Source organism: Oleomonas cavernae (assembly GCF_003590945.1).
Lineage (GTDB): Bacteria > Pseudomonadota > Alphaproteobacteria > Zavarziniales > Zavarziniaceae > Zavarzinia > Zavarzinia cavernae.
In genome coordinates this window covers 1,603,710-1,617,846 of the sequence record NZ_QYUK01000011.1, presented here as the reverse complement: position 1 = coordinate 1,617,846, position 14,137 = coordinate 1,603,710, and the positions used below count along the sequence as shown (strand labels likewise).

Sequence of the window (14,137 nt, the reverse complement as noted above, 5' to 3'; positions counted from 1 at the left end):
GGTATCTACCCGCCTCCCGACACGCTAGTCGCGGAATCGGGCCGTTAGCTCAGTTGGCAGAGCGGGTGACTCTTAATCACTAGGTCGTAGGTTCGACCCCTACACGGCCCACCAAATTACCCAGCCCCGCGAGGCTTGGAATACCGGGAGGTTTCCAGGACTTGCGGGGCTTTCCTTTGCCCCGGCGCAAGGGTGCGATTGCGGCGGCCGGCGGGCTATTGTACGACCCCTGTCAGTGACCCCTGGGGGACGTTGTGCCGAACGCCATTGCTCTCGATTTCTCGACCACGCCGCGGATCGTCCTGCGCCCCGGCGCCGTGGCCGACCTGCCGGCCATCCTGCGCGATGTCCACGCCCGCCATGCCCTGCTGGTGACCGATCCCGGCCTGGTGAAGGCCGGCCTGATCGAGCCGGCCGTGGCGGCCCTGCGCGCGGCCGGGATCGCCGTCACCGTCTACGACCAGGTCCAGGCCGATCCGCCGGTGCGCATCGTCGTGGCCGCGGCCGATGCGGCGCGGCAGGCCCTGGTCGACGCGGTCATCGGCTTTGGCGGCGGCAGCGCCATGGATACCGCCAAGCTGGTCGCCTACCTGGTGCGCAGCCCGTGCGACCTGGAAACCATCTATGGCGTCGAGTTGGCGCAAGGGGCAAGGCTGCCGCTGATTCTGGTGCCGACCACCGCCGGCACGGGATCGGAGGTCACGCCGATCTCGATCGTGACGACCGACAATGACGAGAAGCGCGGCGTGGTCTCGCGCCGGCTGCTGCCCGATGTCGCCCTGCTCGATCCCGATACCACGCTGGGCCTGCCCGCGGGGGTGACGGCGGCGACCGGGATCGATGCCATGGTCCATGCCATCGAGGCCTACACCAGCCGGCACAAGAAGAACCCCATATCCGACGTCCTGGCCCGCCAGGCGCTGGCCCTCCTGTCGCAGAACCTGCCCGTGGTGCTCGACCGTCCGGGCGACCGGGCGGCGCGCGGCGCGATGCTGCTGGGCTCGTGCCTCGCCGGCATGGCCTTTGCGAACGCCCCGGTGGCGGCGGTGCATGCGCTGGCCTATCCCCTGGGTGGGCGCTACCACGTCTCCCACGGGCTCTCGAATTCCCTGATGCTGGTCCCGGTGCTGAATTTCAACGCCAGTGCCGCGGCGCCGCTCTACGGCGAACTGGCGGCCATCGTCGGCGCCGTGGCGGGCAGCACCGACGGCTTCATAGCCAAGATCACCGACCTCGTCGCCGGCTCGGGCGTGCCGCGCCGGTTGCGCGAGGTGGGCGTGACGCAGGACAGCCTCGACCTGCTGGCGGAAGATGCCATGCGCCAGACCCGGCTGCTGGTGAACAACCCGGTCGAGGTCACCCTGGCCGATGCCCGCCGGCTCTACGGCAGCGTCTTCTGAAAATGGACGGGGGCAGGCTGCGGCGCGGCACGCGCGCCGACTACCGTCATTTCACCACCATCTCGACCCGGTGGATGGACAATGACGCCTATGGCCATGTGAACAATGTCGTCTACTACTCGTTCTTCGATACGGTCGTGAACGAGTATCTGGTGGGTGCCGGCGCCCTGGACATCACCCATGGCCCGGTCATCGGCCTGGTGGTCGAGAGCATGTGCCGCTATGCCGCCTCGATCGCCTTTCCCGGCGTTGTTCACGGCGGCCTGCGGGTGGTGCGGATCGGCAATTCGTCGGTGCGCTACGAGATCGGCATCTTCCGCGACGACGAGGATGTCGCCGCGGCGGAAGGCCACTTCGTGCATGTCTATGTCGATCGCCAGACCCGGCGCCCCACGCCCTTGCCCGCCAGCCTGCGGGGCGCGCTCGAGTCCCTGGTGGGGGTCAGCGGCGGGGATTGAAGCCGCCGCCCGGCCCGCTGCGGCTGGTATTCAGCGGCAGGGTCGGGGCCGCGGTCGTGCTGGCGGCTTTGGGCGACACGTCGATCTTGCGGCCGGTGACATGGCGGAAGGCCATCACCGCCGTCGCCGTACAGCCGCCGATCAGGCCGATTTCCGCCTCCGAGCCGGGCAGTGGCGCCTTGTCGCCAAGGGCTGCGATGTGCGCGGAGAGAAGCTGGATCGTGGCCTGGTAGATCTTTTCCAGATCCTGCGGGGAAGTAGGCGCTGACGTTGGGTTACTCATGTCGCTCGACTCCGGATGATGGGACGCTACGAAGCTATATATAGAGCCTCAGTTCCGAGTCGGGCACCATCCTTGCCGGCCGGCCTTTTGCCCCCATATCGTATTCGATCGCCGGGCGGCGGTTCAGCAGTCGTAGCTCTGCTCGTGGCGCACCTCGACACCCGCCATGGCGCCGAGCACGGCGAGGGCCTCGGCAATGACGCGCGAGCCGGCAACATCGCGCACCGACCAGCCGTCGACCTCGATCTCGGAAGACCCGCCGCCCTTGGCGGGAAGCACGTCGTACCAGTTGACCACCACCGGCTGGCCGATCTCGAAGACGATGCTGTCCCAGCGGGTGGAGAGGCACCAGCGCCTGCCGCCCCCGATCCGGCAGAGCGCAAAGCTGTGAGGGCCAAGGCCGGCCTTGATCGTCTTGGGCGTCGGCAGGAGGTGCGGCGTGCTCAGGGCATAGTCGGCGTCGTCGCGGTAATGCGGCTGCTGTTCCAGGATCAGCGTGAACTTGCGCATGTCCACCGGCACCGCGGCCAGGATGGCCAGATCGGCGGCGGCCGCCAGGCGCTCGTCCAGAAACGGCGCGGCCGCGGCCGCGGCCGACCAGTTCAGCCACAGGCAGCCGGCCGAGTGGCCACCGCCGACATCGCGCAGCGCGCCATAGAGGGAGATCGCCACCGAATGGCCGCGCCGGTGCCAGTTCGCATGGTAGCGGACGCAGCCGGCGGGGTCGCCATGGGGCGGGAGCGGGCAGTCCTCGGCTTGATCGGGCCGGCCCAGCCACCGCGTCAGCGGCGCGAGCCAAGCCGCCGGGCCGGGCAGGCCCGCCCCGGCCGGCGGCGCCAGTTCGTAGCACAGCCCCGTTACCGGCCTGGTCGATCCGGCGGCGGTGATTTCGACGCCCAGCGTGTCGAAGCCGAAGGCCGCCGCACAGCTGGCGCCGCCGGTGTGGTAGCCGATGGCGGGCGCATCCCCGATCGGCAGGTTCAGCTTTGCTAAGACCGCCGCCAGGGTCGTCCCCCAGGGGAACACCCGGCCGTCGATGGGAAAGCCGGATGCCAGATCTTCCAAGCTAACAGGCCCCCCGGAAGGCGACATGGCTCAGGAGGCGGAGGGGCCGTCGCCGATCTGGGTTTGCAGGAAGTTGTGCAGGCCGACCTTTTCGATCAGCTCGATCTGGGTTTCCAGGTAGTCGATATGCTCCTCGGTGTCGTCGAGGATCTCACGCAGGAGATGGCGCGAGACATAGTCCTGCGCCTTCTCGCAGGCATCGATCGCCTTGACCAGGGTCTCGCGGCCGCGGCGCTCGACGCCCAGATCGGCGGCCAGCCCTTCGGGCACGGTCTCGCCGATGGCAAGCTTGTGCAGATCCTGGAGATTGGGCAGGCCTTCGAGCAGCAGGACACGCTTGATCAGCTTGTCCGCATGCTTCATCTCCTCGATCGATTCCTTGTATTCGTGCTTGGCGAGCCGCTCGAAGCCCCAGTTTTCATAGATGCGGGCGTGCAGGAAATACTGGTTCACCGCCGTGAGTTCGTTGGTCAGCACCGTGTTCAGGTGCTTGATGACCGTCCGATCGCCCTTCATCGTTCTCTCCGTCGTCGGGGCGGGCCAAAGGGCGGCGCCCGTCGTTCATCGCGACGGAAACTATCGCATGGTAACCTCTTGCGACCAAGCCTTACCGCGGCAGCCGGTCGTGGGGCGGGCAGGGGCCTATTCGGCGGCCATCAGGAACGGCTGCGGCTCGAACGGCTGCGACTGGCAATCGCCGCAGCGGGCGGGCGCCGCCTGGTGGCTGGTCCGGTCGCGCCGGCACGATGCCACCAGGGCATGGACCTCGCCGACGCACTTGCCGCATTGGGGCGCGCACTCCAGCCTGCGAAACACTGCCGCCGTGGTGCCGGCCCCATCGGCAATGGCGCCATCGACGGCGCGGCGACTCAAACCATTGCAGTTGCAGACATACATGATGCGCTCTGATCTCGGTCGAAGGGGCCAGGAGGCGGGACGGTTTATGCTGTTGCGATGCGCTTGCACTTGCATGTAGGCGAACAATAGCTCAATGTCCAGAAATATGCGAGTGGTTCGCATTCGCGCGGGCGGAAATTGTCTGTTTCCACACCGGCACTTTCCGATCCCTGGTGGAGATCGCGGACGATGTTTCTGTGGCATTCGCCTTCCACGCAAGACTCGCTGACGGCGCTGCTGCGCCGAGTCGCCGCAGCGCTGCCCAGCCTGCGCCAGCCCCTTTCACCCAAAGCGCCGTCGGCGCCCGCCGTCGGCGCCAGCCCCCGGCCGGCGAACACCGCGACGCCGCGCTCCTGAGAACAGGGGCGGTCGATCGCGGGGTTGATTGCTGCCCTTTAATAACATTGAAATTATGTTGTTTAAAATAAAGCTGTTATTTTTGTGTCCTTGATTTTAGGGTGGCTGGGAATTCTGGGTAATGCGCTCGAAGGAGCTGCAAATGACGATGGATCGCTGGATAAAGCTGGAGGCCGCGCTGGGCACGATCGCCTTGCTGGGCGTGAGCGGATTCGTACTGGCCATCGTCGCCGGCGGGTTTTGATCGCCAGTCGGCTTGAGGCCGCCCCGGGCCGGCCAGCCCCGTGATTTCACAAAAAGCGAAATATGCCTTCAAGGCACTGATCCATCTTGCCACTTATCCAGGGCAGACGGTGCAGATCGACGACATCGCCCGGGCGACGGGCGTGCCGCGAAAATTCCTCGAACACATCCTGCTGGATCTGAAAGGTCACGGGCTGATCACCAGCCGGCGCGGCCGATCGGGCGGCTATGCCATGTTGCGGCCGCCGGCGGAGATCACCGTGGGCGCCGTGCTGCGCCTGATCGACGGGCCGATCGCACCGCTTGCCTGCATTTCGGTCAATGCCTATCGCCGTTGCGACGACTGCCTGGACGAGGCGGCCTGCGCCGTGCGGCACCTGTTTACCGATGTCTACTCGGTAATCCTCCAGGTGATGGACGCCACCACCCTGGCCGTGGTTTTGCGTGGCGATGCGACGCGAATAAAACATGTCTTTAGTGTAGTATAAAATAAACCCCACAAACTGATGTTGACAAACTCGACGGATTAGGTCGTGATTTGTACATCTCGATGCTGCGGAGGAAGCTATGAGCGTGCATAAGTCATTGGGGCGGTCCGTTCTGGGCCGTCTGCGTCCGGCGCTGGCGGCCCTGGCCGTCACGGTCCTGGTCGGCGGATCCCTGGGGGCAGGGGCGGCGCAGGCCGATACCACGCTGCTGAACGTCTCCTACGATCCAACGCGCGAACTCTACAAGGAGTTCAACGACATCTTTGCCGCGCACTACAAGAAGGAGACGGGCGAGACCGTCACCATTCAGGCGTCGCACGGCGGTTCGGGCAAGCAGGCCCGCTCGGTGATCGACGGCCTCGAGGCCGATGTGGTCACCCTGGCCCTGGCCTATGACATCGATGCGATCGCCGACAAGGGCCTGATCGCCCCCGACTGGCAGAAGCGCCTGGCCGACAACAGCGCGCCCTACACCTCGACCATCGTGTTCCTGGTGCGCAAGGGCAATCCCAAGGGCATCAAGGACTGGGGCGACCTGGTTCACGAAGGCGTCGAGGTGATCACGCCCAACCCGAAGACGTCGGGTGGCGCACGCTGGAACTATCTGGCGGCCTGGGCCTGGGCCCTGAAGCACAACAACAACGACCCCGAGAAGGCCAAGGCCTTCGTCGCCGAACTGTTCAAGCACGTCCCCGTGCTCGACACCGGCGCCCGCGGTTCGACCACCACCTTCGTCCAGCGCGAAATCGGCGACGTCCTCCTGGCCTGGGAGAACGAGGCGTTCCTGGCCTTGAAGGAACTAGGCCCCGATAAGTTCGAGATCGTCGTCCCCTCGCTGTCGATCCTGGCCGAGCCGCCGGTCGCCGTGGTCGACAAGGTGGTCGACAAGAAGGGCACCCGCAAGCAGGCCGAAGCCTACCTGAACTTCCTGTATACCAAGGAGGGCCAGGAGCTTGCGGCGAAGTGGTTCTATCGCCCGCGTGACAAGGAAGTCGCCGCCAAGTACAAGGACACCTTCCCGACCATCGAACTGGTGACGATCGACGATGCGGCTTTCGGCGGCTGGCGCAAGGCACAGCAAACGCACTTCGCGGACGGCGGCGTGTTCGACCAGATTTACAAGCCTGCCCCCTAAACCTGGGTTTTACATCATATGAGCTGGACTTCTGCCCGGCTGCGTCAACCGAGCGTTCTTCCGGGTTTCGGGATAACGCTCGGTTTTTCGTTGGGTTATCTCTTCCTGATCGTCCTGGTCCCGCTGGCCGCCCTGATCCTGCGGGCGAGCGACCTGGGCTTGAGGGCATCATCAAGCTGATTCTCGATCCACGGGTGGCGGCGGCCTTGAAGCTGTCCTTCGGCGCCTCGCTGATCGCCGCCGTGATCAACGGCGTGTTCGGCCTGATCCTGGCCTGGGTGCTGGTCCGCTACCGCTTTCCCGGCAAGCGCATCGTCGATGCCATCGTCGACCTGCCCTTTGCCCTGCCGACGGCGGTTGCCGGCATCACGCTGGCGACGCTCTATGCCAGGAACGGCTGGGTCGGCAGCCTGTTTGCCGCCGATACCTGGGTGGGCAGCGTGTTCGGGCCCAAGGGCCTGATGATCGCCTATACGCCGCTGGGCGTAATCCTGGCGCTGACCTTCATCGGCCTGCCCTTCGTCGTGCGCACCGTGCAGCCCGTCCTGGCCGATTTCGACGCCGAGACCGAGGAGGCGGCCGCCAGCCTGGGTGGCACGCGCCTGGATACCTTCACGCGGGTGATCCTGCCCGCGGTGCTGCCGGCGCTGATCACCGGTTTTGCCCTGGCCTTTGCCCGCGCGGTGGGCGAATACGGCTCGGTGATCTTCATCGCCGGCAATATTCCGATGGTCTCGGAAATCGCGCCGCTGCTGATCGTGACGAAGCTCGAGGAATACAATTACGCCGGTGCCTCGGCGATCGCCGTCATCATGCTGACGATCTCCTTCGTGATGCTTCTCGTCATCAACCTGCTGCAGCGCTGGAACCGCGCGCGCATGCAGGCTTGAGCCTCAAGGACCGGCTGCCATGGACGGCGCACCCCGCACCAATGACGCAACCACCGAAGGCCCGTTCCTGCGCCTGAGCCTGTCGGGCATTGCCCTGCTTTATCTCGGCCTGTTCCTTGTCCTGCCGCTGGCGGCCGTTTTCATCGAAGCCCTGCGCAAGGGCCTTGGCCCGTTCTTCGAGGCGATCGTCGAGCGCGATACCCTGGCCTCGATCGAGTTGACCTTGCTGGTCGCGGCGATCGCCGTGCCGCTCAACCTGGTCTTCGGCGTGGCGGCTGCCTGGTGCATCGCCAAGTTCGAATTCTGGGGCAAAAGCTTCCTGATCACCCTGATCGACCTGCCGTTCTCGGTGTCGCCGGTGATCTCGGGCCTGATCTACGTGCTGCTGTTCGGGGCGCAGGGCCTGCTCGGGCCCTGGCTGGCCGAGCATGACATCAAGATCATCTTCGCCGTGCCGGGGATCGTGCTCGCCACCATCTTCGTTACCTTCCCCTTCGTGGCGCGCGAACTGATCCCGCTGATGCAGGAGCAGGGAACCTCGGAGGAGGAGGCGGCCCTGTCGCTGGGCGCCAGCGGCTGGCAGACCTTCTGGCACGTGACCCTGCCCAACATCCGCTGGGGCCTGCTCTATGGCGTGCTGCTGTGCAACGCCCGGGCCATGGGCGAGTTCGGCGCCGTCTCGGTGGTCTCGGGCCATGTCCGCGGCCTGACCAACACCATGCCGCTGCACGTCGAAATTCTTTACAACGAGTACAACTTCACGGCCGCCTTTGCCGTCGCTTCCTTGCTCGCCCTGCTGGCCCTCGTCACGCTGATCTTCAAGAGCGTGCTGGAGTGGCGGTACGGCGACGAGATCGCGGCCTCGACGCGGCATTGATACGGGTTTTTCATGGGCATCGAGATTCAATCGGTCAGCAAGCGCTTCGGCACCTTCGATGCGCTGCGCGACGTCAGCCTGTCGGTCGCCGGCGGCGAGTTCCTGGCCCTGCTGGGGCCATCGGGCTCCGGCAAGACCACGCTTCTGCGCATCATCGCCGGCCTCGAGTTCGCCGATCGCGGTTCCGTGCTGTTCGAGGGCGAGGATGTTAGCGACCGCTCGGTGCGCCAGCGGCATGTCGGCTTCGTGTTCCAGCACTATGCGCTGTTCAAGCACATGACCGTGTCGCGCAACATCGCCTTCGGCCTGGAGGTGCGCCCGCGCTCGACGCGGCCCTCGCGCGGCGACATCGAAGGGTCGGTCGACCGCCTGCTGCGCCTGGTCCAGCTCGAGGGGTTGGGCGGGCGCTATCCCACCCAACTGTCGGGCGGCCAGCGCCAGCGCGTGGCCCTGGCCCGGGCCCTGGCGATCGAGCCCCGGGTCCTGCTGCTGGACGAGCCGTTCGGCGCGCTCGACGCCAAGGTGCGCAAGGAACTGCGCCGCTGGCTGCGCAAGCTCCATGACGAGATGGGCATCACCACCGTCTTCGTCACCCACGACCAGGAGGAGGCGCTGGAACTGGCCGACCGCGTCGTGGTCATGAGCAAGGGCAAGATCGAACAGGTGGGGCAGGCCCAGGCCGTCTACGACGCGCCCGCCACCCCCTTCGTCTATGACTTCCTCGGCAATACCAACCGCCTGCCGGCGGCGGTAAAGGGCGGCGTCGCCAATGTCGCCGGGCTGCTGGTGCCGGCGCCCGAGATTGCCGACGGACCGGGTATCGCCTTCGTCCGGCCGCACGAATTCGACCTCAAGCCGTCGGGCAGCTTCGGCGGCATCGAGGGGACCATCGCCCACGTCTTTGCCAACGGCCCGATCCTGCGCATCGAGATCAACGTGCCCTCGCTCGAGATCACGGTCGAGGTGGAAGCCATGCGCCATACGCTGAACGGCCTGACCCTGGAGCGCAACACCAGGGTTGCGCTGGCCCCCGTCATATCCGAGTGTTCCCCGACGAGTGATCGCCGGCCCCATCACGGGGCGGGTGCCGCCACCGGGATGATATGCCGTGATACCCTATGTTCCGTTTTCCGCCGGCCCCTACCGGATCCAGATGGGCCTGGGCGCCCTTGATCTGGACGACTGGATCCAGATCGACGGCAACTATCGCGCTGAAATCGACGAGCGCCTGCGCTTGCTGGCGCAGCGTCACGGCGACGTGTTCGAGGCCCTGCCGGGGTCGGAGGCGATAGGGGCCGAACTGCTGGCCCTGCTGGCCGCGCATTTGCCCCGACGCTTCCCCGACCGCTTTGCCCGCGAAGGCGATGTCCTGATCGACCGGATCGACGGCCGCCGCCACGACCTGGCGGCACCGGGCCTGCACTCGCTGGACCGGGCCGGGCGCCTGGTGCAGGAGGACCTGTGCCTGATGGCGCCGCCGGCGGCGGGGGAGCCCTATGTCCTGGTCGCGGCGTCCTTGTGCTTTCCGTCGCGCTGGCGCCTGGCCGACAAGATCGGCCGGCCCTTGCGGGCGATTCATGGGCCCACCCCGTTCTTCAACGAGAAGCTGCTGGCCCCGGTGGAACGGTTCTTCGCCAATCTGGCCGTCGAGCGTCCGATGCTGCGGACCAACTGGTCGATCCACGACGACCCGGCGCTGTTCCAGCCCCAGGGCCACGGCGACCGCCCGGTCGATCCGCCGATCACCGTCGACGATGTCGGCGTGCGGCTGTTTCTGCGTTCGGAACGGCAGACCCTGCGCCGGTTGCCGGCCACCGGTGCCGTGCTGTTCACGATCCGCACCTATCAATGTCCGATTGCCGAGGTCGCGGCCGATTCGGCGCGGGCAGGGACCCTGGCCGCCGCGGTCGCGGCTTTTCCGCCCGAGACCCTGGCCTACAAGGGCCTGACCCAGCACAAGGCCGCATTGCTCGCCTATCTGGCACGCATGGCGGCTGCGTGACGCCTTGTTGTCGGCGGGCAACACAGCCGATCGCTTATCCCGAGCGTGACGGCCGTCACTTGCAATGTTCGGCAAGTGTTCCAGAATACGGTTCGCGCCGGGGTGGCGCGGGAATGGGTGTGCCTGAATGCGAACTGTTGGAGCAATTGCCGCCGCGGCGCTGAGCCTCGGCGTCGCCGGAGCCGCTGTCATCGGGGGGAGCGCCTTCGTTGCCGGTTTGACCGTTTCGGGCCAAGCCGCGGCGCAGACCGCTGCCCAACCTGCGCCCTTGCCGCCGGCGACCCCGGCCGAGACCCCGCTGGTCGCGCCCCAGGAGGCCGCCGATACCGATAGCGCGGTGGCCGACGCGCCAGACGATGCCGCGGTACCCGATGCCGCGATACCCGATCCCGATGGCGCCGCCGAACAGGCGGTCGCCCCCGAACCGGCCGTCGTGCCGCCGGCGACCGCTGTCGAAACAGCCCCGGCCGCCATCGTGCCGCCGACGGTCGAGCGCCTGCCGCCGGGGGTGACGCTGGAGACGGCCCTGGCCTTCGATCCGACGAAGCTCGGCGCGACCGGCTGGTCGCGTCCCGATGTCGAGCGTTTCTATGGCGTGGTCGGCGCCGCGCCGCTGTGGACCGGTGCCGGCCGGCTGGCCGCGTCGGTGCCGGCGGTGACGGCGTTGATCGCCGATGCCGGGGCCGAGGGGCTGGATGCCCGGGCCTATCCGCTGGCCCAGCTCGAAGCCTTGCAGGCCGAGGGGGCGACCGGTGCCTTCGAGGTGCTGTTTACCGACACCGTGATCAAATATGCCGCCGACCGCAGCGGCGCCCGCCTGGCGAGCGTGCGCCTGCCGGTCGACATGCGCGAACTGGGCCAGCCCGTCGATTCCGTGGCCCTGCTGGTGGGCGTGGTGAGCCAGGCCGACACGGCGGCAGCGCTGGTTGCCCTGGGGCCGCAGGATGCCGAATACGCTGCCTTGAAGGCACTGCTGGCCAGCTACCGGACCCTTGCCGCCGCCGGCGGCTGGGCCGTTGTCCCTGCCGGTGGCGCCAAGATCGAGCCCGGCGCGGTCGATAGCCGGATACCGGCCATTCGCGCCCGCCTGGCGTCGACCGACGGCGCGGCCGCGACCGCCGAGAAACCCAACTATTACGACCCGGCGCTGCTCAAGGCGGTCGAACATTTCCAGGCCCGCCATGGCCTCAAGGCCGACGGCGTCATCGGCAAGCTGACCCTGGAGCACATGGCGAAGCCGGTCGAGTACCGGATCGGCCAGATCCTGGTCAACATGGAGCGCAAGCGCCAGCAGCTCGACGACCTGGGCCCGGACCGCATCGTCGTCAACATCCCCGAATTCACCCTGCGCTACTACGAGGACGGGGTGCTGGCGATCGAGACCCAGGTGGTGGTCGGCCGTGAAGTCCGCAAGACGCCGCTGCTGCAGAGCAAGGTGACCAGCGTCGTCCTCAATCCGCCCTGGAGCGTGCCAGCCAAGCTGGCCGGCGAGGACATCGTCCGCAAGCAGATCAACGATCCCAACTATCTGACCGACCACGGCTTCACCCTGTACGGCAACGATGGCGAGGTGGTCGACCCGGCCACGGTCGACTGGACCCAGGTGCCGCGCAGCCGGTCGATCCCCTATCGCATGCGTCAGCGGCCGGGGGCCGGCAATTCGCTGGGCCGGATGAAGATCAACTTCGTCAACGACTATGCCGTCTATATGCACGACACGCCGGACAAGCACCTGTTCGCGCGCGACATGCGGGCGCTCAGTTCGGGCTGCGTGCGGGTCAAGGATCCGCTCAGCCTCGGTGCCCGCCTAGTCCGCGACGTGCCCGGCTGGGACCGGACGCGCATCGATGCGACGCTGGCGCGGACGACCTCGACCATTTTTGTCAACGTCACGCACGCGATCGGCGTGCGCCTGACCTACGTCACCGCCTGGGTCGACGCCGAAGGCAATGCCCAGTTCCGCCAGGATCTGTATGGCATCGACGACCGGATCCAGAAGGGCCTGGGCCGGCCGGTTCTGATCGCCAGCGAGTCCTGAACCGGGGCACGCCAGTTACAAATCAAGGGCGGCCCCGGAGGCCGCCCTTTTTGTATGGGCAAGGTGCGCCCGCGACCGGCCAGACTCGGGTGTGGCCAAAACAGCCCAGTTGGGACAATAAATCGCGGCCATTTTGACAGCATATTGACCGTATCGGGGTTGCAACACCGACTCACTCGGGTAATGCTCTGCCGTCGCTGTCACATACCGGCGATTCGATAGGTAGAACAAGGTGCCGACGGGGCACCAGGGGCTGGCGGACCAAGACACGGCAAAAGCCGGTTGGTCAAGTAAAAGGGGTAGCGAGATGGCGTTCGAGCGACTGTTGCGTCGTAACCCGTTGGTTGCCGCTGCTGATCCCGTCCCCGCCGTTTGCAGTACCGCCGTTCCTGAAACCAGTACCACCAGTTCGCCGACCCGTCGTGGCCTGTTGTTGGGCCTGGGCGCTGCCGCCGCCGTCGTCGCTTCGGGCATGTTGACGCCCAGGGCGGTCCTGGCTGCTGGCGGTGGCCCGCGCAAGCTTTCCCTCACCAACATGAACACGGGCGAGAGTTTCAGCGGCGCCTATTGGCGTGACGGCTACTACGTCCCTGAATCCCTCCAGAAGCTGAACATCCTGCTGCGCGATCATCGGGCCAACGAGGTCCATCGGATCGACCCGGGCCTGTTCGACCTGCTGGCCTCGATGGGGCAGCGCCTGGGCGCGCCGTCGTTCCAGATCGTTTCGGCCTACCGGGCGCCGCGCACCAATGCCATGCGCGCCACGGAAAGCCGCGGCGTCGCGCAGAATTCCTATCATATCCAGGGCATGGCCCTGGACATCCGCCTGCCCGGCCGCGACCTGCGCGGCATCTACAAGACCGCGGTTTCGATGAATCAAGGCGGCGTCGGCTTCTATCGCCGCTCGGGCTTCGTCCATGTCGATACCGGGCCGATCCGCACCTGGGGCTGAGGTCGCCGCCGCAATCTTGGCGACACTGTGACCGACGGGGCCTTCCGGCCCCGTTTTCATTTCAGGCGGGCAGGGGACACCTGGTGGCGCCCGGCCGGCACTTTGCGGTCGAGGCTTATTGCCTGGACAACCGCTGCCGGGCGATCAGGCAACCGGCACCGTGCCCAGCACGAAGTCGACCGCGCCCATGAAAGTCTCCGGCGGGGCACGGACATGCTCCCCGGGCACCTCGCCGAAGATGTTGGCGATGCCCTGCTCGTCCAGGAGGCGGCGGGCCGCCGCCATCCCGGCGACGCGGGCCGAGGCCTCGTCGGCCCCGCGCAGCAGGGCAAAGCGATAGCCGCGGAAGGCCAGCAGGTCGAGGCTGTGGCGGGTGCGGAAGCCGCAGCGGCTGCCCATCACCACGGCACCGCAGAAAGCCTGCGGGCTGGACAGCGAGAGCGCCCAGGACAGGTCGCCGCCCAGGGAGAAGCCGGCAAGCGCCACCCGGCCGGTCTCGATCGCGAAGCGCGCCTCGTGCCGGGTCAAGGTCTCGACCACCCGGTCGTTCCACTGGGCGATGGTTTCGGCAAAACGCTCGCCGTCGCTGTAGTCGCTGGCGCCGCTCGATCCCGGCGGCAGGACGGCAACGAAGCCGCCGCGCTGTTCGTGTTGCGCCGCATAGTAGCGATAGAGATCGGGGGCGGTGCCGTCGGTCGCCGGCAGGAACACCACGGCCGGCCATTGCCTGTCTTTGGAGAACCCGGGCGGCAGGACGATACGCGTGCCATCGTCCTGCAGCAGGCCGTAGTCGCGCCGCCGGCCGATCCCGGCCGGCGGTGCCGTGGCACAGCCGGCGACGCCCAGCATCAAGGCGCCTGCCAGCAGGCGCCGGCTGATCTGGAAGCGGCTGTCGAAGCGATCGGGCATCTCGGCCTTTACCGATTCGTGTCCATCAATGGTGACGCAGGTGGCGCGCGGTTGCCAGATCGCTGAAAATGTTCCCGCCGCCGCGGCGCGTCGCCGCCACATTGGTTCCAAATCAGGCAAACCTGGAAACATAGCTGCAATAT

At 66.9% G+C, this 14,137-nt stretch carries 14 protein-coding genes, 1 tRNA gene and 1 pseudogene; 11 read left to right on the top strand and 5 right to left on the bottom strand.

Annotated features, from left to right (window positions below; all coding sequences use genetic code 11):
- Positions 1-38: 38 nt before the first annotated feature.
- From D3874_RS11475 to D3874_RS11465, 3 genes are all read left to right on the top strand, one after another.
- Positions 39-114: transfer RNA gene (locus D3874_RS11475), tRNA-Lys, on the top strand.
- A 140-nt stretch (positions 115-254) separates the two neighbouring features.
- Complete coding sequence (locus D3874_RS11470) at positions 255-1,400, top strand: iron-containing alcohol dehydrogenase (protein WP_199699023.1); 1,146 nt, start codon at positions 255-257, stop codon at positions 1,398-1,400.
- Between the two features lie 2 nt (positions 1,401-1,402).
- Entirely contained in the window at positions 1,403-1,858 is a 456-nt protein-coding gene (locus tag D3874_RS11465) for an acyl-CoA thioesterase (RefSeq protein WP_119778203.1), read from the top strand.
- On the opposite strand, the gene D3874_RS11460 is transcribed toward D3874_RS11465, so the two are convergent.
- The 4 genes from D3874_RS11460 to D3874_RS11445 all read right to left on the bottom strand — a co-directional run bounded on the left by D3874_RS11460 (position 1,842) and on the right by D3874_RS11445 (position 4,103).
- The gene (locus tag D3874_RS11460; RefSeq protein ID WP_119778202.1) at positions 1,842-2,141 is read right to left on the bottom strand and encodes a hypothetical protein; all 300 of its coding nucleotides are present in this window, start codon (positions 2,139-2,141) and stop codon (positions 1,842-1,844) included. The genes D3874_RS11465 and D3874_RS11460 overlap by 17 nt on opposite strands.
- A 123-nt stretch (positions 2,142-2,264) precedes the next feature.
- Positions 2,265-3,206 (bottom strand): hypothetical protein, encoded by a 942-nt coding sequence (locus tag D3874_RS11455; RefSeq protein WP_119778201.1) that lies wholly within the window; start codon positions 3,204-3,206, stop codon positions 2,265-2,267.
- A gap of 30 nt (positions 3,207-3,236) precedes the next feature.
- Positions 3,237-3,722, bottom strand: coding sequence for a bacterioferritin (gene bfr / locus D3874_RS11450; protein WP_119778200.1), 486 nt, complete (start codon positions 3,720-3,722; stop codon positions 3,237-3,239).
- Between the two features lie 126 nt (positions 3,723-3,848).
- Positions 3,849-4,103, bottom strand: coding sequence for a (2Fe-2S)-binding protein (locus tag D3874_RS11445; RefSeq protein WP_119778199.1), 255 nt, complete (start codon positions 4,101-4,103; stop codon positions 3,849-3,851).
- Positions 4,104-4,744: 641 nt separating this feature from the next.
- On the opposite strand from D3874_RS11445, the gene D3874_RS11440 reads away from it, so the two are divergent.
- The 8 genes and pseudogenes from D3874_RS11440 (at position 4,745) to D3874_RS11405 (ending at position 13,085) form a co-directional block, all read left to right on the top strand.
- On the top strand, positions 4,745-5,191 hold the full coding sequence (locus D3874_RS11440) for an RrF2 family transcriptional regulator (protein WP_119778198.1): 447 nt from the start codon (positions 4,745-4,747) through the stop codon (positions 5,189-5,191).
- 85 nt (positions 5,192-5,276) lie between these two features.
- A complete protein-coding gene (locus D3874_RS11435; RefSeq protein ID WP_408899964.1) occupies positions 5,277-6,326 on the top strand; it encodes a sulfate ABC transporter substrate-binding protein in 1,050 nt (349 codons plus the stop codon).
- Positions 6,327-6,344: 18 nt separating this feature from the next.
- Positions 6,345-7,216 (top strand): annotated as a pseudogene (gene cysT, locus D3874_RS11430) (sulfate ABC transporter permease subunit CysT).
- 19 nt (positions 7,217-7,235) lie between these two features.
- Positions 7,236-8,093, top strand: a complete 858-nt coding sequence (gene cysW, locus D3874_RS11425; RefSeq protein WP_119778196.1) for a sulfate ABC transporter permease subunit CysW — start codon at positions 7,236-7,238, stop codon at positions 8,091-8,093.
- 12 nt (positions 8,094-8,105) lie between these two features.
- Positions 8,106-9,266, top strand: a complete 1,161-nt coding sequence (locus D3874_RS31965; RefSeq protein WP_119778195.1) for a sulfate/molybdate ABC transporter ATP-binding protein — start codon at positions 8,106-8,108, stop codon at positions 9,264-9,266.
- On the top strand, positions 9,202-10,095 hold the full coding sequence (locus tag D3874_RS11415; protein ID WP_233559913.1) for a heme-dependent oxidative N-demethylase family protein: 894 nt from the start codon (positions 9,202-9,204) through the stop codon (positions 10,093-10,095). Before D3874_RS31965 ends, D3874_RS11415 begins: the two co-directional genes overlap by 65 nt.
- Positions 10,096-10,312: 217 nt before the next feature.
- Positions 10,313-12,133, top strand: a complete 1,821-nt coding sequence (locus D3874_RS11410) for a L,D-transpeptidase family protein (RefSeq protein ID WP_158595943.1) — start codon at positions 10,313-10,315, stop codon at positions 12,131-12,133.
- A 307-nt stretch (positions 12,134-12,440) separates the two neighbouring features.
- Complete coding sequence (locus D3874_RS11405) at positions 12,441-13,085, top strand: DUF882 domain-containing protein (protein ID WP_119778192.1); 645 nt, start codon at positions 12,441-12,443, stop codon at positions 13,083-13,085.
- A gap of 144 nt (positions 13,086-13,229) precedes the next feature.
- Here D3874_RS11405 and D3874_RS11400 read toward each other — a convergent pair whose 3' ends face one another.
- Positions 13,230-13,994 (bottom strand): hypothetical protein, encoded by a 765-nt coding sequence (locus D3874_RS11400; protein WP_119778191.1) that lies wholly within the window; start codon positions 13,992-13,994, stop codon positions 13,230-13,232.
- Between the last annotated feature and the right edge of the window lie 143 nt (positions 13,995-14,137).